Annotated in this window: 16 protein-coding genes; 6 read left to right on the top strand and 10 right to left on the bottom strand. The window is 73.6% G+C overall.

Features of this window, described 5'->3' with window-relative positions:
- Positions 1–3: 3 nt before the first annotated feature.
- From nhaA to ACYVG5_RS20555, 6 genes are all read right to left on the bottom strand, one after another.
- Positions 4–2,652 carry a Na+/H+ antiporter NhaA gene (gene nhaA / locus ACYVG5_RS20580; RefSeq protein WP_222050523.1) on the bottom strand — a complete coding sequence of 883 codons (2,649 nt, stop codon included), beginning with the start codon at positions 2,650–2,652 and terminating at the stop codon, positions 4–6.
- A 28-nt stretch (positions 2,653–2,680) separates the two neighbouring features.
- On the bottom strand, positions 2,681–6,055 hold the full coding sequence (locus ACYVG5_RS20575) for a pyruvate carboxylase (protein WP_222050522.1): 3,375 nt from the start codon (positions 6,053–6,055) through the stop codon (positions 2,681–2,683).
- A gap of 119 nt (positions 6,056–6,174) precedes the next feature.
- Positions 6,175–7,098 carry a VOC family protein gene (locus tag ACYVG5_RS20570; RefSeq protein WP_222050521.1) on the bottom strand — a complete coding sequence of 308 codons (924 nt, stop codon included), beginning with the start codon at positions 7,096–7,098 and terminating at the stop codon, positions 6,175–6,177.
- A 47-nt stretch (positions 7,099–7,145) separates the two neighbouring features.
- Positions 7,146–8,006, bottom strand: coding sequence for a fumarylacetoacetate hydrolase family protein (locus ACYVG5_RS20565; RefSeq protein ID WP_222050520.1), 861 nt, complete (start codon positions 8,004–8,006; stop codon positions 7,146–7,148).
- 44 nt (positions 8,007–8,050) lie between these two features.
- Positions 8,051–9,265, bottom strand: coding sequence for an acyl-CoA dehydrogenase family protein (locus ACYVG5_RS20560; RefSeq protein WP_222050519.1), 1,215 nt, complete (start codon positions 9,263–9,265; stop codon positions 8,051–8,053).
- Positions 9,262–9,453: a hypothetical protein gene (locus tag ACYVG5_RS20555; RefSeq protein WP_460683500.1), complete on the bottom strand. Its 192-nt coding sequence runs from the start codon at positions 9,451–9,453 to the stop codon at positions 9,262–9,264. The genes ACYVG5_RS20560 and ACYVG5_RS20555 overlap by 4 nt, the downstream gene beginning before the upstream one ends.
- 249 nt (positions 9,454–9,702) lie before the next feature.
- Between ACYVG5_RS20555 and ACYVG5_RS20550 the strand changes: the two genes are divergently transcribed.
- From ACYVG5_RS20550 to ilvA, 3 genes are read left to right on the top strand one after another with little or no spacing between them, the layout of a single operon-like run.
- Positions 9,703–10,476, top strand: coding sequence for a FadR/GntR family transcriptional regulator (locus ACYVG5_RS20550; RefSeq protein WP_222050518.1), 774 nt, complete (start codon positions 9,703–9,705; stop codon positions 10,474–10,476).
- A 9-nt stretch (positions 10,477–10,485) separates the two neighbouring features.
- The gene (locus ACYVG5_RS20545; protein WP_222050517.1) at positions 10,486–11,445 is read left to right on the top strand and encodes an SDR family NAD(P)-dependent oxidoreductase; all 960 of its coding nucleotides are present in this window, start codon (positions 10,486–10,488) and stop codon (positions 11,443–11,445) included.
- 45 nt (positions 11,446–11,490) lie between these two features.
- On the top strand, positions 11,491–12,750 hold the full coding sequence (gene ilvA / locus ACYVG5_RS20540; protein ID WP_222050516.1) for a threonine ammonia-lyase IlvA: 1,260 nt from the start codon (positions 11,491–11,493) through the stop codon (positions 12,748–12,750).
- 61 nt (positions 12,751–12,811) lie between these two features.
- Here the strand turns inward: ilvA and ACYVG5_RS20535 are convergent, their stop codons facing one another.
- The gene (locus tag ACYVG5_RS20535) at positions 12,812–13,807 is read right to left on the bottom strand and encodes an AraC family transcriptional regulator (protein ID WP_460683497.1); all 996 of its coding nucleotides are present in this window, start codon (positions 13,805–13,807) and stop codon (positions 12,812–12,814) included.
- A gap of 211 nt (positions 13,808–14,018) precedes the next feature.
- Here ACYVG5_RS20535 and ACYVG5_RS20530 point away from each other — a divergent pair, with 211 nt between their 5' ends.
- Positions 14,019–15,158, top strand: a complete 1,140-nt coding sequence (locus tag ACYVG5_RS20530; protein WP_222050514.1) for an LLM class flavin-dependent oxidoreductase — start codon at positions 14,019–14,021, stop codon at positions 15,156–15,158.
- 92 nt (positions 15,159–15,250) lie between these two features.
- Here the strand turns inward: ACYVG5_RS20530 and ACYVG5_RS20525 are convergent, their stop codons facing one another.
- Positions 15,251–17,572, bottom strand: coding sequence for a transketolase-like TK C-terminal-containing protein (locus ACYVG5_RS20525; RefSeq protein WP_222050513.1), 2,322 nt, complete (start codon positions 17,570–17,572; stop codon positions 15,251–15,253).
- A gap of 218 nt (positions 17,573–17,790) precedes the next feature.
- Between ACYVG5_RS20525 and ACYVG5_RS20520 the strand changes: the two genes are divergently transcribed.
- Positions 17,791–18,777 (top strand): AraC family transcriptional regulator, encoded by a 987-nt coding sequence (locus tag ACYVG5_RS20520; protein WP_222050512.1) that lies wholly within the window; start codon positions 17,791–17,793, stop codon positions 18,775–18,777.
- A 24-nt stretch (positions 18,778–18,801) separates the two neighbouring features.
- A complete protein-coding gene (locus tag ACYVG5_RS20515; protein WP_222050511.1) occupies positions 18,802–19,716 on the top strand; it encodes an SCO6745 family protein in 915 nt (304 codons plus the stop codon).
- A 12-nt stretch (positions 19,717–19,728) separates the two neighbouring features.
- Here ACYVG5_RS20515 and ACYVG5_RS20510 read toward each other — a convergent pair whose 3' ends face one another.
- Both ACYVG5_RS20510 and ACYVG5_RS20505 read right to left on the bottom strand, forming a co-directional pair.
- Positions 19,729–20,748, bottom strand: a complete 1,020-nt coding sequence (locus tag ACYVG5_RS20510) for a zinc-dependent alcohol dehydrogenase (protein WP_222050510.1) — start codon at positions 20,746–20,748, stop codon at positions 19,729–19,731.
- Complete coding sequence (locus tag ACYVG5_RS20505; RefSeq protein WP_222050509.1) at positions 20,748–21,311, bottom strand: DinB family protein; 564 nt, start codon at positions 21,309–21,311, stop codon at positions 20,748–20,750. The genes ACYVG5_RS20510 and ACYVG5_RS20505 overlap by 1 nt, the downstream gene beginning before the upstream one ends.
- Positions 21,312–21,493: the final 182 nt, after the last annotated feature.

Genomic DNA, 21,493 nt, shown 5'->3' with positions numbered 1-21,493 from the left:
CTCTCAGGACGTCGTCAGGTCCCGGCGCGGCGCGCCGGCGAGCGCCAGCAGCTCCCCGGCGGTCGGCTCGACCAGCACCCGGCCGTCCGGGGCCAGCACCACGGGCCGGTGCGCGGCGGCGTCCGGCAGGTCGGTGAGCACCTCGTCGATCAGCCGCCGGGCGGCCGGGTCGTCGGCCGGGTCCAGCCACTGGTGGGCGATGCCGGCGTCGGCCAGCAGCGTGCGCAGCTCCTCGCTGGCCGGCCACCGGCGGTCGCCGACCACCCGCAGGCCGCTGGACTGGCCGATCAGCATCGCCCGCCGCACCAGGAACGACCGGGTGATCACCCCGTTCAGCTCCCGGTTGCGGGCCAGCAGCCCGCGCAGCCGGTCGAGGGTCACCAGCAGCACGGCCCCCGGCTCGGCGGCCACCAGCGACCGCACCGGCCGCTGCCCGGCGAGCATGTTCAGCCCGCCGAGGAACCGGCCGGGTCCGTGCACCGCCACCACCCGGGGTGGGCCGTCGCTCCCGCCGTTCAGCGGGCCCTCGATGACGGCGACGGTGCCCTCCAGCATGACGAAGAAGTCGTACTCCGCCGCCCCCGAGCGCAGCAGCACCTGGCCCCGCTCGGTGCGCACCCGCCGGCCCACCCGCCGGATCGCGGCGATGTGCTCGTCGCTCAGCCGTGGTGAGGCGCCGTCGTCCGGGGTCTCCTCGGAGCCGACGACCGCGGGCAGGACGACCAGCGGCGACTGCGTCCGGGCCGCGCGCTGCGCGGCCGGCGGCGGGTCCGGCAGCGGCCGGTGGTGCGGGCCGCGCGGGTCCGACGCCAGCAGCGCCGCCGCCAGCTCGTCGGCGGCGGTGCGGCCGGAGTGCCGCTCGCCGTTGACGAAGAACGTCGGGGTGCCGCGCACCCCGCTGGCCTCCGCGCTCGCGACGTCGTCGCGCACCCGCTGGGCGAACCGGCCCTCCCCCAGGTCGGCGGCGAACCGACCGAGCTCCAGGCCGAGGGCGGCGGCGTGGTCGAGGAGGTCCTCGGCGGCGAGCTGGTCCTGGTGGGCGAACAACCGATCGTGCATCGCCCAGAACGCACCCTGCGCGCCGGCCGCCTCGACGGCCTCCGCGGCCAGCTCGCCGTGCGGGTGGACGTCGGGCAGCGGCAGGTGGCGGAACACGTAGCGCAGGTCGTCGCCGAACCGCCGCCGCAGCTCCTCCACGACCCCGGTGGCCCGGCCGCAGAACGGGCACTGCAGCCCGCCGTACTCGACCAGCTCCAGCGGCGCGTCCACCGGACCGCGGACGTGGTCGACGTCGGGGTCGACCGGCGGGTCCAGCCGGGTGGGCCGGCTCGCGCCCGTCTCCGGCGTCCGCCGCCCGAGCACCCAGAACCAGGCCGTGCCCAGCGCAGCAGCGACCACCGCGGCGGCCAGCACGCCGACCATCGCCTCCTCGCGGAGCACCGGGTCGTCGAAGGCCAGATCGGTGACGAACAGCGAGACGGTGAACCCCAGGCCGCTGAGCGCCGCGCCACCCCACACGGCCGGCAGGCCGACGCCGGGCGGCAGTGCACCGACCCCGAACCTGACCGCGAGCGTGGCGGCCAGCCCGATACCGAGCAGCTTGCCGACGACGAGCCCCACGAAGACGCCGATGGTGATCGGCGAGCTGAGCGCGCGGCCGAGCAGGTCACCGTCGAACCGGACGCCGGCGTTGGCCAGCGCGAACACCGGGACGACGACGTACCCGCTCCATGGCACGAGCAGCGCGCCGATCCGCTCGTTGGGCGAGATCGCCCGCTCGACCGACAGCTTGGCCCGGCGGGCCAGCTCCGGGTCCGGCGCCTGCCGGAAGGCCCGGGCGAGCATGCCCGCGGACTCCACCTCGGCCCGGCGCGGCGGATAGGCGCTGACCAGCAGGCCGAGCACGACGCCGCCGATCGTGGCGTGCACGCCGGAGGCGTGCATGGCCACCCACATGACCACCCCGACGGCGAAATAGGCCGGCCCGCGCCACACCTGCAGCCGCGACAGCAGCGCGAAGGCCAGCACGCACAACGCGGCGATGGACAGCGCGACCAGATCGATGTCGTCGGAGTAGAAGACCGCGATGGCGCTGAGCGCGCCGATGTCGTCGACCACCGACAGCGAGAGCAGGAAGACCCGCAGCTGGGTGGGGCAGCGCGGCCCGACCAGGGCCAGCGCGCCGAGCACGAACGCGGTGTCGGTGGCCATCGGGATGCCCCAGCCGTGCGCGCCCGGCCCGCCGGCGTTGAAGCCCAGGTAGACCAGCGCCGGGACGACGAGCCCGGCGACCGCGGCGAGCACCGGCACCGACAACCGGCTGCGCTGGGTCAGCTCACCCATCGACAGCTCGCGGCGGACCTCCATCCCGATGAGGAAGAAGAAGAACACCATCAGGCCGTCGTTGACCCAGTGGCGCAGGTCCTCGGTGATCCCGGTGGAGCCCAGCTGCAGCGAGAACTCGGTGTGCCACAGCTGGTCGTAGGTGCCACCCCACGGCGAGTTGGCCCAGGCCAGCGCGATGACGGTGGCCAGCACCAGCAGCCCGGCGCTGCCCGCCTCGGTGCGCAGGAAGCGGCGGAGTGGAGCGGAGAGCTGCGCGACGAACGGGCCCGACCCCGACCTGCCGGTGCTCCGCGGTGGCGCGCTCACGTGCCCTGCCTCCCGCGTCCCCGCCGGCTCAGCCCAGCACGACCAGCAGGTCACCGCCCTCGACCTGCTGCACGTTGCTGATCGCCACCCGGGCGATGGTGCCCGCTCGCGGCGCGGTGATGCCGGCCTCCATCTTCATCGCCTCGATGGTGGCGATCTGCTGGCCGGCCTCGACGGTGTCGCCCTCGCTCACCGTCAGGCTGACCACCCCGGCGAACGGTGCGGCGACCTGGTCGGGGTCGCCGCGGTCGGCCTTCTCGGCGGCCTTCACATCGGCCGTGACGGACCGGTCCCGGACCATCACGGGCCGGAGCTGGCCGTTGAGCGAGCACATCACCGTGCGCATGCCGCGCTCGTCGGCGTCGGAGACGGCCTCGATGCCGATGAGCAGGCGCACGCCGGGCTCGAGATCCACCGAGTGCTCCACGCCCTGCCGCAGCCCGTACAGGAACTCCTTGCTGGGCAGCACCGACGTGTCGCCGTAGGACTCCCGGTGGGTCAGGAACTCCTTCGTCGGCCCGGGGAACAGCAACCGGTTGAGCGTCGCGCGGGGCTCCTCGGTGAGCCCGCGGACGTCGTCGGCGGCCAGGTCGGCCGGCGGCTCGGCCGGGCGGCGGCCTTCCAGTGCTCTGCTGCGGAACGGCTGGGGCCAGCCGCCGGGCGGGTCACCGAGCTCGCCGCGCAGGAACCCCACCACCGAGTCGGGCAGGTCGAACCGCCCCGGATCGGCCGCGAAGTCGTCCACCGCCACCCCGGCCCCCACCAGCTGCAGGGCCAGGTCGCCGACCACCTTCGAGCTGGGGGTGACCTTCACCAGCCGCCCCAGCAGCCGGTCGGCGGCGGCGTACATCGCCTCCACCTCCTCGAACCGCTGCCCCAACCCCAGGGCGATGGCCTGCTGCCGCAGGTTGGACAGCTGACCGCCGGGGATCTCGTGGGTGTAGACCCGCCCGGTCGGGGCGGGCAGCCCCGACTCGAAGGGCGCGTACACCCGGCGGACGGCCTCCCAGTACGGCTCCAGGTCGTTCACCGCCCGCAGGTCCAGCCCGGTCGCTCGCTCGGTGTGATCGGTGGCGGCCACGATCGACGAGAGCGCCGGCTGCGACGTCGTCCCGGCCAGTGCGGCCGACGCACCGTCGACGGCGTCGACGCCGGCCTGCCAGGCCGCCATCAGCGTGGCCAGCTGCCCGCCGGGGGTGTCGTGGGTGTGCAGGTGCACCGGCAGGTCGAACCGCTCGCGCAGCGCCGTGACCAGGGTGGCCGCCGCCGGTGGGCGGAGCAGCCCGGCCATGTCCTTGATCGCCAGCACGTGCGCGCCGGCCTCGACGATCTGCTCGGCCAGCCGCAGGTAGTAGTCCAGGTCGTACAACTTCTCGGCCGGGTCGGACAGGTCGGCGGTGTAGCAGAGCGCCACCTCGGCGATCGCCGTCCCGGTCTCCCGCACCGCGTCGATCGCCGGGCGCATCTGGCTGACGTCGTTGAGTGCGTCGAACACCCGGAAGACGTCGATGCCGGTGCGCGCCGCCTCGGCCACGAACGCCGTCGTCACCTGCTCGGGGTAGGGCGTGTACCCCACGGTGTTGCGGCCGCGCAGCAGCATCTGCAGGCAGATGTTGGGCACCTGCTCGCGCAGCGCGGCCAGCCGCTCCCAGGGGTCCTCGGCCAGGAACCGCAGCGCGACGTCGTAGGTCGCCCCGCCCCAGGCCTCGATCGACAGCAGCTGCGGGGTGGACCGGGCGACGTGCCCGGCGACGGCGAGCAGGTCCTTGCTGCGCACCCGGGTGGCCAGCAACGACTGGTGCGCGTCGCGGAAGGTGGTGTCGGTGACGGCGAGGGCCTTCTGCGCGCGCAGGTCCGCGGCGAACCGCTCCGGGCCGAGCTCGCGCAGCCGGTCCCGCGAGCCGTCCATCGGCGCCAGCGCCAGGTCGACCCGCGGCAGCTTCTCCACCGGGTTCACCAGGTGCGGCCGGTCCCCGTGCGGGTGGTTGACCGTGACGTCGGCCAGGTAGGTGAGCAGCCGGGTGCCGCGGTCGGCGGAGCTGCGCGAGGTGAGCAGCTGGGGCCGCTCCTCGATGAACGACGTCGTCACCCGGCCGGCGGCGAAGTCGGGGTCGTCCAGCAGCGCCTGCAGGAACGGGATGTTGGTGGAGACGCCGCGGATGCGGAACTCGGCGACCGCCCGGCGGGCCCGGGCCACCGCGATGCCGAAGTCGCGGCCCCGGCAGGTGAGCTTCACCAGCAGCGAGTCGAAGTGCGCGGCGACCTCCGCGCCGAGCGCCGTCGCGCCGTCCAGCCGGACCCCGGCACCCCCGGGCGAGCGGTAGGCGGTGATCCGGCCGGTGTCGGGGCGGAAGCCGTTGGCCGGGTCCTCGGTGGTGATCCGGCACTGCAGGGCCGCGCCGCGCAGCACGATGGCGTCCTGGGTCAGGCCCAGGTCGGCGAGGGTCTCCCCCGCCGCGATCCGCAGCTGGCTGCTCACCAGGTCGACGTCGGTGACCTCCTCGGTGACCGTGTGCTCGACCTGGATCCGCGGGTTCATCTCGATGAACACGTGCCGGCCGGCCGCGTCGACCAGGAACTCCACCGTGCCCGCGCAGCTGTAGCCGATCGCCCGGGCGAACGCGACCGCGTCGGCGCAGATCTCCTCCCGCAGCTGCGGATCCAGATTCGGGGCGGGCGCCAGCTCGACCACCTTCTGGTGCCGGCGCTGCACCGAGCAGTCCCGCTCGTAGAGGTGGATGACGTTGCCGGCGCCGTCGGCCAGGATCTGGACCTCGATGTGCCGCGGGTCGACCACGGCCTGCTCGAGGAACACCGTCGCGTCCCCGAACGCCGACTCCGCCTCCCGCATCGCCGCCTCGATCGACCCGCGCAGCTGGTCGGGCTCGTCGACCTTGCGCATCCCCCGGCCGCCACCACCGGCGACGGCCTTGACGAACACCGGGTACTCCATCGACTCCGCAGCCGCGAGCAGCGCGTCGACGTCGTCGGTGGGCTCGGAGGAAGCCAGTACCGGCAGCCCGGCGTCCCGGGCCGCGGCGATGGCCCGCGCCTTGTTGCCGGTCAGCTTCAGCACCTCGGCCGACGGCCCGACGAAGGTGATCCCGGCCCGGTGGCAGGCCTCGGCGAGCTCGGGGTTCTCCGACAGGAACCCGTAGCCCGGGTAGACGGCGTCGGCCCCGGCACGCTGGGCGGCCCGGACGATCTCGCCCACGTCGAGGTAGTTGCGCACCGGGTGGCCGGGCTCGCCGATCTCGTAGCTCTCGTCGGCCTTGAGCCGGTGCACCGAGTTGCGGTCCTCGTGCGGGAACACCGCCACGGTGCCGGCGCCCAGCTCGTAGGCGGCGCGGAAGGCGCGGACGGCGATCTCTCCGCGGTTGGCGACCAGGACCTTCTCGAACACGGGCGGCGTCCTCTCGTGCGGGGGGTGGTCCACTCTCCAGCGGAACCGTAGCGGCGGTGAGGGGCCCGCCGCCGTGCCGATCGCCCTGCTTCTCGGTCCGCCCCGGCCGCCCGGGCCGATCAGCCCATGCTGTGGGCGCCGGTCATCAGCGCGGCGAGGTCCTCGGGATGCAGGAAGGACGCCGGCGGAGGCGGCCCCCAGTTGAACAACCCCTTGGCGCCCTCGAGGGTTTCCGGCTTCCACAGCTGGTCGTCCACGACGCAGTCCATGTCGGAGTAGTACTCACTGAAGTTGCCCGCCGGGTCCTTCAGGTACCAGAAGAAGTTCGACCCGGCGTGGTGCCGCCCCAGCCCCCACACGTGCCGCTCCGGGTCCCCCTCCAGCATCGCCGCCGCACCCCGCCCGACCTCGTCGACGTCGTCGACCTGCCAGGAGGTGTGGTGCAGGAACGTCACCGGCGCCCGCAGCACCAGCACGTTGTGGTGATCGGTCGAGCAACGCAGGAACGCACCCTCGCCCTTGATGACGTCACTGACCTTGAAACCCAGGCCCTCGGTGAAGAACGCCTGGGTGACCGCGACGTCGGTCGTCCCCATGACCGTGTGCCCCAGCTTGCGCGGCTGGACCCGTGCTGTGCGCAGCACACCAGGCGCCCGCGCCCCGGTCCGCTCCAGCCGACCCGGCCCGTTGTAGGCCGTGGCCGGCACCGCCGCCTGCTCGACGCGGGGTGCGACCTCGACCGTCGCCCGCACGCCGGTGACCCGCTCCACGGCGGTGATGCTGCGCGGTCCGCGGGTCGCCTCGATCCCCAGTCGCGCCAGGTTGCCCGCCACCCGGCCGATGTCGTCGGCGTCATCGGCGCCCACGTGCAGCGCCACCAGCCGGCGGGCCGGGGAGTGCACGATCCGCAACTGGCGGCCGCCGTCCCGGGTGCTGAACCACCCCTCCCCCTGCGGGCTCAGGCCGAACTCGGCGTAGTAGGCGGCCGTCTCCTCGACGTTGGGAACGCCGATCGTGACCGAGGTGAGGCGGTGCAGAGCCATGTCGATGGCCTCCTGGGACGAGGAGTGAGCGGTGCGGGGGCGGAACGTCAGGCGCCGGGAGCGGCGACGAAGCGCTGCCGCAGCTCGCCGATGCCGGTGATGTGGCTGATCAGCTCGTCGCCGGGGGCGAGGAACCGCTGCGGGGTCCGGCCCAGGCCGACGCCGGCCGGGGTGCCGGTGAACAGCACGTCCCCGGGCAGCAGGGGGAGCTTCTCGGACAGCTTCGAGATCATCGCCGGCACGGAGAAGATGAGGTCGCGGGTGCGGCCCTTCTGCACCTGCTCGCCGTTGATCGAACAGCCGAGCTCGAGGTCGTCCCGGTCGTCGAACTCGTCCGTCGTGACCAGCCAGGGCCCCATCGGACCGAAGCCGGGCAGCGACTTGCCCAGGCTGAACTGCGGGGAGGGCCCGGCGGTCTGGGTGATCCGCTCCGAGAGGTCCTGCCCGACCGTGAGGCCGGCGACGTGGTCCCACGCGTCCTCCTCGCTGACGTTGCGCGCCGCCCGGCCGATCACGGCCACGAGCTCGACCTCCCAGTCGGTGTGTCCGCCCGTGGGCAGCACGACCTCGGTCACCGGCCCGGTGAGACACGAGGCCCACTTGGTGAACATGACCGTCGGGGCGTCGGGCACCCCGAACCCGGACTCGGCGGCGTGCTCGCTGTAGTTCAGGCCGATCGCGAGCAGCTGGCGGGGGGCCGGCGCGGGAGCGCCCAGGTCCTCCTCGGCGAAGGCCTCGCCCGCCGAGGAGTCGGCGGTGCGGGCCCAGGACACGAAGGCGTCCCACTGCTCGTAGACGGCCTGCGGATCGGCGCCGAACCGGCCGTCGCTGGCCCGTTCGACGTCCACGGCGGCACCGCCGTCGGGGGTGATCAGGACCAGGCGGCCGGAGAGGTTGGCGATGCGCATGGGTGGGGCTCCTCGGTTCGGGGGTGGGACGACGGGACGGGCGGTCAGACGAGGGGGGTGATGCGCTCCTCGACACCGAGCAGGGCCTTGCCGTACACCTCGTAGCTCACCGCCGGGGAGACCACCGCGTGCCGGGCGGCCGTCGCCGAATCGCGCCAGATCCGCTGCAGGGGGCTGAAGTCGGCGAAGGACGCGGCGCCGTGGGCGGACAGCAGGATGTCGATGGCGCGGGTGATGGTCTCGGCCACGTAGCCGGTGTCGGACCGGACGCGGGCCCGGGTCGGGAAGTCGGGGTAGACCCCACGGGCGGCGGCCTCGTCGATGTCCGCCGCAGCACGGTAGGCGTGCAGGTGGGCGGTGTCGATGAGCCGGGCGGCCTCGGCGATCTGGAGCTGGAAGGCGACGGAGTCGGCCTGCGCGGTCATGAAGGTGTACGAGATGGGCTTCTTCGCCGCCTTGCCGACCACGTACTCCAGCGCGGCCCGGCCCATGCCCAGCTGGGGGCCGACGAGGACGAGCGCCAGGATCGGGACGAACGCCGACCGGTAGAAGGGCTCGGTGCCGGCGTGCTCGGTCGGGTACTCCCCCCCGATGGCCGGCGGGACCAGCATGACCCGGTGCTCGGGGACGAAGACGTCCTCGGCGACCAGGCAGTTGCTGCCGGAGGACCGCATCCCGGCCACGAACCAGGTGTCCTCGAGGTCCATATCCGCGCGGGGGATCAGCGCGAGGCCCTGGTTGACGACCGCGCCCTGCTCATCGGTGATCGGGATGCCGAGCACCGCCCAGGTCGCGTGCCAGGAGCCGGAGTTGTAGAACCACTTCCCGCTGACCCGCCAGCCCCCGTCCACCTTCCGGGACTCGGCCGTCGGGGCGAGCACGCCGGAGACCTTGGCATCGGGGTCCGCACCGAACACGTCGTCCTGGGCCCGCTCGGGGAAGAGGCTGGTCATCCAGGCACAGACGTTGGTCAGCGTGAGCACCCACGCGGTGCCGCCGTCGGCCTCCCCGGCAGCCGCCGACACGTCGAGCATGGTGCGCACCGAGGTCTCGTAGCCGCCGTAACGCCGGGGCACGGCCACCTTGAACAGGCCCGCGTCGGTGAGTGCCTGGATGCTCTCCTCCACCACGCGCCGGTCCTGCTCGCCCTGGGCGGCGTTCTCCTTCAGCAGCGGGGTCAGTTCCTTGACCCGCGTCACGAGCTCGACGGCGCTCGGGGCATCCCCGGTGCTGGTGGGCGTCTCCTGGGCGGTGGTCATCTCGGTCTCCTCGGTGCGGCGGGGTGGACGTGTTGCTCAGCGGGCGCAGGCAGCGATGTGGTCGGCGATCGGCGTGCGGGGGCGTTCGGCGAACCGCGAGCGGGTGCCGGACGTCCGGTGCCCGACCCCCGGTCCAGGGCGATCGACACCAGCGGCGGCCGCGGCGACAGGGACGCGAACGAGCTCACCGTCGCCCCGTGCGGACCGTCCTGGTCCGCCGTGGTCACGACCGCGACCGGCGCGCACACCCCCGGCCATCACGTCCCGGAACCGCTGCTCGATCATCAGCGCCCCAATCCATCATGGTGAATTCGTGCCGCCAAGATTGCGGGTGACCTCGGTCACCTGTCAAGGGTTGTGCCACAATTCAGCATGTTGGATTCGGCATCGCTGCGGCCGCCCTCCCGGGCACCGCCCGCGGGGAGGGAGGTGCGCTGATGGTGGCGGATCCCCCGGCACTGCGCCGCGCCGACTGGGAGCCGCACCTGACCGACCGCTCGGCTGCGCTGACCAGGCCCGAGCAGGCCGCCGAACGGCTGGCCGGCTGGGCCGCCGCCGCCGAACCCGGCGACCGGCTGGGCACCAAGGACGAGCTCCGCAGCCGGTGCGGGGTGTCGGTCGGCACGTTCAACGAGGCGCTCCGGCTCGTCCAGTCCCGGGGGATCGTGACGGTCCGCCCCGGTCCCGGCGGCGGCCTGTTCGTCAACCGGCAGTCCCCGATGGTCCGGCTGGGCAACTCCGTGCTCGCCCTCGACGACGATGCGGCCTCCGTCGCCGACGCGGTGCGGCTGCGCGACGCCCTCGACCCCCTGCTGGTGGAGGATGCCGTCCGCCACGCCTCGCCCGCCGACGTGTCGGCGATGCGCACCGAGCTCGGGCGGATGCACGCCGCCGCCGAAGAGCTCGACGGGACGGCGTTCGTCCACGCCAACTGGGCGCTGCACGCGCGCATCGCCGCCGCCAGCCCGAACGCGATCCTGAAGTCCTTCTACGCGAGCCTGCTCGACATCATCGAGTCGCACGTGCTGTCGGTGCAGCCGGTGGGCGAGCACCCGCTACCGGAGTACATCCGCAGCCGCTACGAGCTGCACGCGGCGCTGGTCGAGGCGATCGCCGGGCAGGATCGCGCCCGGGCGCTGCAACTCATCCACGAGCACAACACCACGATCACCACGCCGGCGGACGAGCGTGGCTCCGACCAGCGCGGGTAGCAGAGCGGGGTGACGGCTGAGCAGACGGCGACCACCCCGACCACCCCGGCCCCCGGCACCGGCCCCACCCCGAGCACCTCGTCCCCACCCGGCAGCGGCGAGGTCGTCCTCGTCACCGGGGCCTCGAGCGGGATCGGCCGGGCGACGGCGGTGCTGTTCGCGGAGCGCGGCGCCTCCCTGGTGCTGGTGGCCCGCAGCGAGTCGACGCTGGAGGCGGCCGCCGCCGAGTGCCGGGCAGCCGGCGCCCGGGCCGTCCAGGTGGCCCCGGTCGACGTGCTGGACCGCGCCGGTGTGCAGGCCGCCGTCGACACCGCGACCGGCACGTTCGGCCGGCTGGACGTCGTCGTCCACGCGGCGACCGTGATGGCCTACGGCCGGCTCGAGGAGCTCGACCCCGACGTGTTCGAGCGGGTCGTCGACACCGCACTGCACGGCACGAACAACCTGGTCAAGGCGGTCATCCCGGTGTTTCGGCGCCAGGAGCGCGGCTCGATGATCGTGGTCAGCTCACTGCTCGCCTCGATCACCGCGCCGACGATGGGCGCCTACGTGGCCGCCAAGTGGGGCCAGCTGGGCATGATCCGGACGCTGCAGCAGGAGCTGCGGGAGCTGCCGCACGTGCAGGTCTCCGCCGTTGCCCCGGGGGGCACCACCACCCCGATCTACGACCAGGCGGCCACCGTGCTGGGCAACACCGGCCACCCGCCGCCGCCGGTCTACACCCCCGAGCGGGTGGCCCGCGCGATCGTCGACCGGGTGGCGAACCCGCGCCGGCTGAAGCAGTCCGGGTTCACGAACCCGGTGATCATCGCCGGGTTCCGGCTGTTCCCGCCGGTGTTCGATGCCCTCGTCGGCCCGCTGCTGAAGGTCTTCGGGATGTCGCGGGACCCCATGCCGGCGACCACCGGCAACGTGTTCGCCCCGGTCCCGGAGAAGGAGGCCACCCGCGGGAAGTACTGGGGCATCTGACTCCCCGAGGCGGTGCCTGACCCGGCGGTCGGCGAGGATGGTGCCGTGACCGACGTGCGCACCGCCTTCTCCGCCGAGGTCGAGCAGGCCGCCCGCCGGCTGACCGGGGTGGCCGAGCGGACACCGCTGCAGCGCAACGCCCGCCTGTCGGAGCTGACCGGCGCCGCCGTCTGGTTCAAGCGGGAGGACCTCCAGGTCGGCCGCTCGTACAAGGTGCGCGGCGCCTACAACACGATCAGCCGGCTGGACACCACCGGCCGGGCCGCCGGGGCGGTGACCGCCAGCGCCGGCAACCACGGGCAGGGCGTGGCGTACGCCTGCCGCGTGCTCGGCGTCCGCGGGCAGGTGTTCGTGCCCGGGACGACGCCCCGGCAGAAGCGGCAGCGGATCGAGGCGCTCGGCGGGGACATGGTCGAGCTCGTCGTCCACGGCGACACCTACGACGACGCGGCGGCCGCGGCGGCCGCCCACGCGGCGGCGACCGGCGCGACGCTGGTGCCGGCCTTCGACGCGCTGTCCACCGTCGCCGGGCAGGCCACCGTGGCCGTGGAGCTGCTGGACCAGCTGGGTGGCATCCCGGACGTCGTCGTCCTACCGGTCGGCGGTGGCGGACTGCTGGCCGGCTGCGCGACCTGGCTGCGGGAGTACGCGCCGGGCACCCGGCTGGTCGGCGTGGAACCGGCCGGTGCGGCGAACATGGCCGCGGCCCTGGCCGCCGGGCACCCGGTGGAGCTGGCCGAGATCGACACCTTCGTCGACGGCGCCGCGGTCCGCCGGGCCGGCGACGTGACGTTCCCGCTCATCCGGGACTCGGGCGCCGAGCTGGTCACCGTGCCCGAGGGGCAGGTCTGCACCGAGATGCTCGAGCTGTACCAGGTCGACGGCGTCATCGCCGAGCCGGCCGGCGCGCTGGCCAGTGCGGCGCTGACCGGCGGCTCCGTCGTGGTCGAGCCCGGGCAGACGGTGGTCTGCCTGCTCTCCGGCGGCAACAACGACGTCAGCCGGTACGCCGAGGTCGTCGAGCGCTCGCTGGTGCACCGGGGGCTCAAGCACTACTTCCTGGTCGAGTTCCCGCAGGAGCCCGGCGCGCTGCGTCGGTTCCTCGACGACGTACTCGGCCCGGACGACGACATCGTGCTGTTCGAGTACGTCAAGCGCGACAACCGGGAGACCGGCGCGGCGCTCACCGGCATCGAGTTGGGCAGCGTCGACGGTCTGGCGCCGCTGATGGCCCGGATCGAGGCCGGCCCGCTGAAGATCCAGCACCTCGCCCCGGGGACGACGGCCTACCGCTTCCTCGTCTAACGGCCCCCTTGCAGGGCCCCGTCGCGAGCTTGCTCGTGGCGGGGGGCAAGGGGGTCCTTCTTCAGCGGGCGACGAGCGGACGCGATGTGCGCAGCGCGGTGCGCACCGTCTCCGACGGCGACTCGCCGAACTGGCTCCGGTACTGCCCCGCGAACCGGCCGAGGTGGGAGAACCCCCAGCGCAGCGCGACGTCCGTGACCGACCGTTCGCCCGCTGTCCCCGCCAGCTCCGCCCGCACCCGGTCCAGCCGGACCTTGCGCAGGTAGGCCAGGGGGGCCATCCCCACGGTCTCCCGGAACCCCGCCTGCAGCGCCCGCGCCCCCACCCCGGCCACCCGGGTCATGTCGGTGAGGGTCAGCGGCTGGTCGGGATGGGCGTCGATGAGCTCGACCACCCGCCCCACCCGGGTCCGCTGCGCCGGCGCCGTGGGGTTGGTCAACTGCTCGGAGTGGTCGTGCGGCACGGCGAGCAGCACCTGGGTCATGACGAACGCCTCGAGCTGGTCGCGGGCCAGCGGCGACGTCGCGAGGCCCCCCGGGCGCGCCAGCTCGCCCCGCAGGAAGTGGACCGCGGACAGCAGGTTGCGACCGGCCGGTCGGGTGAGGTCGACCGCGAGGCTGAAGGAGATCGGACCGGCGACGGGACGGCCGAGCAGGCCGGCCAGGTGCTCCTCGAGCTGCTGCCGCGGCAGCTTGATCGCGTACTGGACCGCCTCGGGCGACCAGCGGACGGTGAACGGTGACCGGGGGTCGAAGAGCACCCCGCGGCGGCCGGCCGAGGTAGCCGCCTGCCGACCCGCCTGGGCGACCTGGGTGGCCCCGCTCAGGGTCAGGTTGAGGTGGTAGCAGTCCAGCATCGCCGGGACCAGGAGCTCCGCATCGGCGCCGTAGTTGAGGTGGCCGACGGTGAGCTTGTGCGACTGCAGGAAGTTCAGCGTGAAGTCCAGCGGCCGACCGTCCCGGGAGCGCAGGTCGTGCGGGATGTAGACGTCGGTGATCAGCGCCTGCGCCTCGGCCAGGTCCGAGGTCCGGACCAGCCGCGATGTGCGCGTCGACACGTGTCCTGGATCACCCACCGGAGCAGTGCACGACGTCGGCCCCTCCACGTCCATCCCCGTAGTGCTCCCCACCATCCGCTGAACGCAGACCGCCGGCAAGCGGTTCGCCCAGCGGACGACGGTGGTCGTCCAGCGGATCGTGCCGCGGTGTGACGGCGCCCACGATCGGGTCGACAGCGGCAGCAGCCGCGTCCCGACGAGGAGGCCACTGATGACCGTGCCCATGCACAAAGCCGACGGACTGCTCGGCCACTACAAGCCGACGACCGACAACCCGGTCTTCAACGACCAGAAGCTCAAGCTCGGCATCTTCTCCAGCAACTGCAGCGGTGGCGTGATCATGAGCGACGCGCCCACCGACTTCCGGGTCACCTGGGAGCAGCAGCTGGAGATCGCCCGGACCGCCGATCGGCTCGGCATGGAGGCGATGGTCCCGGTCGGGCGATGGACCGGGTTCGGCGGCGACACCGACTTCAACGGGGTCTGCTTCGAGACCTACACCTGGGCCGCGGGGCTCGCCCAGGCGACGGAGAACATCGGGATCTTCACCACCACGCACGTGCCGACCGTGCACCCGATCGTCGCGGCCAAGATGGCCGCCACCATCGACCACATCAGCGGCGGGCGGTTCGGGATGAACCTGGTCATGGGCTGGTTCACGCCCGAGATGGAGCTGTTCGGCCGCAAGCAGCTCGAACACGACGAGCGCTACGCGTACGGCCAGGAGTGGCTGGACTTCGCCATGAAGCTGTGGAACGAGCAGGGCATCTTCGACGTCGACGGGAAGTACTTCACCTCGCACGGCGCCAAGGCCTGGCCCAAGCCCGTGCAGGACCCCCGTCCGGCGCTGCTGAACGCCGGCGCCTCCCCGGCCGGCCAGGACTTCTCCGCCAGGAACGTGGACATCAACCTGATCGCGCTGCCCATCGAGGAGACCCCCGCCTACGTCAAGGGCATCAAGCAGCTCGCCAACGACAAGTACGAGCGGAACATCGACGTCTGGACCTACTGCCTGGTCATCTGCCGGGAGACCGAGAAGGAGGCCAAGGCCGCGCAGCAGGCGATCATCGACGCCGGCGACTGGCCGGGCGCCAACATCATCATGGACGTGCTGGGGATCCAGTCGCAGTCCTTCGGCAGCCAGATCAAGAAGTTCCAGGAGCGCTTCATCGCCGGCTGGGGCGGCCCGAACCTGGTGGGCACCCCCGAGCAGGTGGCCGAGCAGTTCGCCGAGCTGAGCGAGGCCGGCATGGGCGGTGCCATCTTCGGCTTCCACGACTACGCCAAGGAGCTGGTCGAGTTCGGCGACGAGGTCATGCCGCTCATGCGGAAGCACGGCCTGCGTCACTGACGCCTGCGGCACCGAGCACACGGTCCCAGGGCCCGCCACCGGTCGGTGGCGGGCCCTGGGAACTGCGAGTGGGGAGGCCCGGTGGGTGCCAGTCAGTCGACGAGGTCCAGCGCCGTTCCCACGATCGTGTCCGTGTCGAGGCCGTGGTGCCGGTAGACGCTGTCCAGGTCGCCGCTCTGCCCGAACCGGGTCACTCCGAGGTGCGCACCGCGGACCCGGTGCAGTCCGGCGAGGAACGCCAGGGTGTGCGGGTGCCCGTCGAGCACGGTGACCATGGGGGTGGCCCGGTCGGCCGGGAAGACCGCATCGAGGACGGCGGTGTCCGCGTCGTCCAGCCCGCGGCGCGCCTGCAGGGCGCGGAACAGCAGACCCGGGCTGGTCACGCAGACCACGTCGGCCGGGAAGCCCTGCGCGGTGAGCCGGTCGGCGGCCACCAGCGCCTCGGGCACGACGGCACCCATCGCCACGAGCGTGACCGCCGGCCGGTCGGCCCGGCGCAGCGCGTAGGCGCCACCCACCACCTGCCGCCGGCGCCGCTCCCGGGCCGCCGGGTCGGCCGGCACCGCGGCCAGGGCCTGGTCGATCGGCCGGGTGGACAGCCGCAGGTAGGCCGAGCCGCCGTCCGGCCGGCCCAGCCGGCCGAGCGAGGCCAGCAGGCACCACTCGGTGTCCAGCGCGAACGCCGGCTCGTAGGTGGTGACGCCGGGCTGCTCCAGCCCGATCGAGGGGGTGGTGATCGACTGGTGCGCCCCGCCCTCCGGCGCCAACGTCACCCCGGACGGCGTCCCGACCAGGATCGACTGCCCGCCGGCGTAGACGCCGAACGACCACGGCTCGAGCGCCCGCGCGACGAAGGGGTCGTACATGACGCCGATCGGCAGCAGCGGCTGGGCCCAGCGGTTCCACGTGGAGCCCAGCTCCCCCATGAGCCCCACCAGGTTGGTCTCGGCGATGCCCAGCTCGACGTGCTGGCCGCTGGGTCGCTCGCGCCAGTGCAGGATCGTCTCGGGGTCGTCGGAGAACCAGTTCCGCCGGTCCTCGGCCGACCAGACCCCCACCTTGTTCACCCAGCCGCCCAGATTGGTGCTCGAGCTGACGTCCGGGCTGATGGTCACCACCCGCGCCCCGGCCTCCGGTGCCGCCCGGTTCAGGTCGAGCAGAGTGCGACCCAGCGCGGCCTGGGTCGTCGCCGTCCCCGACGGGGTGCGGCCCAGGTCGCCCGGGACGGCGGGCGGCGGTGCGCCCTCGTGCTCCGCACGTCGCAGCCGGGCAGCCGCGGCGGCCAACAGCTCCGCCGGAGCGCTGCCCGGCTCGAAGGTTGCCCACGGATCGTCCAGGTCGACGCCGACCCGGGCGGCGAGCTCACCGAGCTGGGGCTCGGTCAGCAGCGCGGAGTGGTTCTGCGGGTGTCCCTCGGTGGCCAGGCCATAGCCCTTGAGCGTGTAGGCGAGGACGACGGTGGGCCGGGTGTCGTCGATCTGGGCGAACGCGGCGCGCAGCGCGGCCAGGTCGTGGCCCCCCAGGTTGCGCACCGCCGTCACCAGGTCGGCGTCGGCGACGTCGGCGATCAGGGCGCCGATCGCCTCGGCGGCCGGGCCGGTGCCGGACAGCTGCGCCCGCAGCTCGTCGGGGCTGCGGCGCAGCATGCGCTGGTACTCCGCGTTGGTCATCTCGTCGATCCGGCGGCGCAGCTCCGCGCCGCCGGGGCGGCTGAACAGCTCCTCCAGCAGCGCGCCGTACTTGACGGTGAGCACCTGCCAGCCGGCGGCGGCGAACATGCCCTGCAGCCGGGTCGCGCCCATGGTCGGGACCACCCGGTCCAGCGACTGCCGGTTGAGGTCGACGACCCACACCACCTCGCCGAGCTCCGCGACCATCGGGTCGAGCACGGCCTCCCACACCGCCCCCTCGTCCAGCTCGGCGTCCCCGACGAGCGACCACTGCCGGCCGGCCCCGCCGGTGCCGAACTGGGTATTGACGTAGCGGCGGGCGATGGCACCCCAGATCGGCGCGGTGGCGCCGATGCCCACCGAGCCGGTGGAGTAGTCGGCCGGGACCGGGTCCTTGAGCCGGCTGGGGTAGCTCTGCAGGCCGCCGAACTCGCGCAGGGTGGTCAGGTACCCCCGGTCGAGCTGGCCCAGCAGGTACTCCAGGGCGTGCAGGACCGGTGAGGCGTGCGGTTTGACCGACACCCGGTCCTCCGGGCCCAGCTGCTCCAGCCACAGCGCGGTCATCAGCGTCACCATCGACGCGCTGGAGGCCTGGTGGCCGCCGACCTTGAGCCCGCCGGGGTTCGGCCGCACCCGGTTGGCGTGGTCGACGATGGCGGTGGCCAGCCACAGCACCCGTTGCTCGACGGCGCGGAGCGCCGCATCGTCGCCGTGTGCCTGCTGCGGGACCTCCAGGAGCGTCATGCAGGCAGCATGACCACGCGCGGTCGGCGTGCACAATCCGCGCGGCGCAGCCGGACATCCCGCGACCGCAGCACCCGCCGGGACTGCGCTCCGCGGACATCGGTGTGCGCCCTACGGCTGGCCTACCCGACGCCCCGACGCCTATGGTCCGCGGTGTGTGGCCCGTGCCACACGGGGGGACGACGTCGTCCGGCCGTTTCCGGCCACGGAGGTGACCCGTGCAGACCTGCACACCGACCGCGCCCTTGTCCCGCTTCCCCGTCGTGGGGACGCGCAGCCTGGAAGAGGCGCGCGACGCGGTCACCCGGGTCTACCTGCCGCACGACCTGGTCGCGGCGCACGACCTCGTCGACATGACGCTGAACGCGGTCTCCGACCACTTCCTCACCCTGGGCTACCTGACCTACCAGGCCGCCGCCGAGCTGACCATGCCGCCCACCGAGGACTGCTACCACGTCAACCTCACCACGGCGGGGCGCACGGACGCCGACCGGTCCGACGGCGCGCGGACCCGGACCGAGGCGCGCTGCAGCGGGGCGGTGCTCAACCCCACCCAGCGCAACACGGTGCGCTGGAGCCCGGACGCCGAGCAGCTGATCCTGAAGATCCCGCGGAGCAGCCTGGAGAGCCACCTCGGCGACCTCATCGGCCGTTCGGTGGCCGAGGTCGTCGACTTCGACTTCGGCCTGGACCTGACGCACGCGGCGGGCACGAGCCTGCTCAACTCGGTGGAGTTCCTGGCCCGCGAGCTCGACCGGCCCGGCGGGCTCGCCGAGATGCCGCTGGCCCGTGAGCAGCTCGAGGCGTTCGTGATGACGCAGGTGCTGCACTCCGGTCGCCACCAGTTCTCCGACGCGCTGGCCGCACCTGCGGAGAGCGTGCGCTGTGGGCGGCTGGCGCCGGTCGTGGCCTACCTGGAGGAGCACGCCGACGAGGCGCTCACCCCGCAGCAGCTGGCCCGGGTCGGCTGCATGAGCGTCCGGACCCTGCACGCGGCCTTCCAGCAGCAGTTCGGTGAGTCGCCGATGAGCTACCTGCGCCGCGTGCGGTTGGACCACGTCCGCACCGAGCTGCTGCACAGCGACCCCGCCGAGGTGCGGGTCACCGAGGTGGCCATGCGCTGGGGGTTCTTCCACCAGAGCCGGTTCGCCCAGCAGTACCGCGACCGGTTCGGCGAGCTGCCCTCCGCGACGCTGCGCCTCTGAACGCCCGACCGACCTGGAGCTGACGTGGACTACGCCGACGTGCAGGCCGCCTTCCTCGGGGAGCCGGCCCCGGGTCGCCCGGCCCCGCAGGTGCCCGCCCGCCCCGCCCGCCGGCTCCGGGACGCCGCCGAGCCGATCGCCACGGTCGGCTTCTGGGGCCGGCCGGCCTACGACGCGCTGGCCGGGCTCGGCCTGGACTTCCTGACCGGGTACGTGTGGGCACGGAGCGCCCCGATGGGCGAGCCGAGCCCCCCGGTCGTCGTGGCCGCGTTCGGCGTCTTCGAGCCCGGCCTGGTGACCGGCCTGTACGAGCAGGCCCGCGGCCTGTGCAGCCGGGACCAGGTGCTGGCCGCGCGGGAGGCCGGGGCGGTCGCCTCGCTGCGGGAACTGCTGCCCGACGTGCCGGCCGGGGAGGTGACCGACGCCGCCGCGCAGCTCCGGCGGGCCACCGACGCCGCCGCGGCCGACGTCGCCGGCCGTCCGTTGTTCGCCGGGCTGACCTCGCTGCCCTGGCCGGCCGACCCCTGGGGCCGGCTGTGGCACGCCGCGAACCTGCTCCGCGAGTACCGCGGCGACGTCCACCAGGCGGCGAACGTCGCGGCAGGTCTCACCGGCGCGCAGATGAACCTGGTGACGGAGTACTGGCTGGGCTGGGAGCGCGGCGCCTACGCGTCCACCCGCGGCTGGACGCCGGAGGCGCTGGCCGCCGCGGACGCCGGGCTGGCCGAGCGGGGCTGGATCGCCGACGGCGCCCTCACCCCCGCGGGGCGGCAGCGGCGGGACGACATCGAGGCGGCGACCGACGCGGCCCTGGACGGCGTGCTCGCCCCGATCGGCGAGGCCCTGCCGGCGCTGGCCGACCGGCTGGACCGCTGGTCGGCCGCGATCGTCGCCGGCGGGGCCGCACCGCCCGATCCCTACAAGCGGGTCAGCGGCTGACCCGGGCGCAGGTCACGGCTCGAGCAGCACCTTGATCGCGCCGTCCCGCTTGGTGGACGCAACCTCGAAGGCCTCCCGCGCGTCCTCGAGCGCGAACCGGTGGGTGACGATCGGCTCCAGGTCCACCCGGCCGGTGCGGATCAGCTCGAGGGACCGCTCGTACTGGCCCCGGCCCCCGTTGCCACCGATGCCGAACACGGTGAGCGTCTTCAGCATCATCGGCACGACCGGGATGCCGGGCAGGTCGTTGGCGTAGCCGATGTATGAGGCCTTCCCCTCCTTGCGCACCAGGTCGATCACCGACGCGGACGCGGCGGGCGTGCCCGAGGTCTCCACGACCACGTCGGCACCCCGGCCGCCGGTCAGCCCGAGCACCGCGTCGACCAGCCCGTCGTCCCGGCTGTCCAGGCACGTCGTGGCTCCGAAGGCCCGCGACACCTCGAACACCTCCTCCCGGACGTCGGTGACGACGAGCTGCCCGGCACCCGAGAGCGCGGCCAGCCGGGCGACCGCCAGTCCGATCGGGCCCTGCCCGAGCACGAGGACCGTGTCGCCGAGGGCGATCTGCAGCCGGTCCACGCAGTTCAGCCCGACCGCGAAGGGCTCCAGCAGCGCCGCGCCCCACAGCGGGACGCCGTCGGGGACCGGGACGAGGTTGACCCGTGGCACCGCGACCAGCTCGGCGAAGCACCCGTCGGACCACAGGCCCATCAGCTTCTTGCGCGGGCAGTCCAGCGACGGCCCGTCGGCGCAGGCCGCACACTCCCCGCAGGGCAGCGACGGCTTGACCGCGAACTGCCGGCCGACCAGCGCGTCGTCCACCCCCTCCCCCACGGCCACGACCGTGCCGGCGAAGTCGTGCCCGGGGACCCGCGGGAAGGGCGAGTCGATCCGGCCCTCGTACTGGTGGGTGTCGGTCCCGCAGAGCGAGGCCACGTCGACGTGGACGACGACGTGCGACGGCGCCGGCTTGGGGTCCGGGCGCTCCTGGACCTCCACCGCGCCCACGCCGGTCAGCACCGCGGCGCGCATCAGGCGCCCCGGCCGTTCGTGGGGGCGGTCGAAGCTGTGCCCGCGGCGGTGTCGAAGCGGGCCGGCAGGCACCCCCGCGAGCGGAGCACGTCGTGCAACTGGTCGCGGTGGTGGACCACGTGGCCGACGATGACCGGCAGCCACTCGGCGACCGTCCGGCGGCCCAGCGTGGTGATGGAGACCTCCCGGGCGAGCAGCTCCTCGGTGTGCAGCGGCAGCGTGCTGAGCATCGTCCGGCGCAGAGCGGCGATCTTGTCCGCCGCCTCGGCCGCGGTCGGGGGGACCGCGCCGGTGGCGTCGTGCCCGATCTCCTCGCGGTAGAACGAGTCGAGATCCGGGTCGGCCTGCAGGCGGGTCACGTCGGCCACCCAGAGCAGCCCGGCCAGCGTCATGTGGCTGACGATCGTCGCCCCGGTCCAGCCGCCACCCGGGTCGGCCCGGTGCAGGTCGGCGTCGCCGATCGTGCGCAGCAGGTCCTCGACCGCGGTCAGCGTCTCGTCGGCGATGCGGGACTGCTCGGCCACCAGCGGCGGCACGGTGGGAGTGGACACGGGAGTGGACACGACTCCTCCTCGGCGGCGGTCGGGCGCCGGTGCCCGACGGACAGCGGAAAGCTAGGACGTGCCCCGGTCGGACGTCCAGGGTCCGGTGGGATCGTGCGCTGGGCGGATGGAGATCAGCCGACGTCGGATGGACCGACCGGTCCGCCTTCCCTAGCGTCAGGGGCGTCCCCGTCCCACCGCTG

The sequence above is a fragment of the Modestobacter lapidis genome (assembly GCF_054780755.1).
Note: the sequence above shows the minus strand (reverse complement) of the source record. Positions and strands in the feature narration are given on the sequence as shown.

Excerpts from the sequence above, each read along its gene's own strand:
- ACYVG5_RS20530 (WP_222050514.1), top strand. The coding sequence starts at position 14,019 with ATGACCGTGCCCATGCACAAAGCCGACGGACTGCTCGGCCACTACAAG.
- ACYVG5_RS20560 (WP_222050519.1), bottom strand. The coding sequence starts at position 9,265 with ATGACCACCGCCCAGGAGACGCCCACCAGCACCGGGGATGCCCCGAGC.
- ACYVG5_RS20510 (WP_222050510.1), bottom strand. The coding sequence starts at position 20,748 with ATGCGCGCCGCGGTGCTGACCGGCGTGGGCGCGGTGGAGGTCCAGGAG.
- ACYVG5_RS20565 (WP_222050520.1), bottom strand. The coding sequence starts at position 8,006 with ATGCGCATCGCCAACCTCTCCGGCCGCCTGGTCCTGATCACCCCCGAC.
- ACYVG5_RS20570 (WP_222050521.1), bottom strand. The coding sequence starts at position 7,098 with ATGGCTCTGCACCGCCTCACCTCGGTCACGATCGGCGTTCCCAACGTC.
- ACYVG5_RS20550 (WP_222050518.1), top strand. The coding sequence starts at position 9,703 with ATGGTGGCGGATCCCCCGGCACTGCGCCGCGCCGACTGGGAGCCGCAC.
- ACYVG5_RS20525 (WP_222050513.1), bottom strand. The coding sequence starts at position 17,572 with ATGACGCTCCTGGAGGTCCCGCAGCAGGCACACGGCGACGATGCGGCG.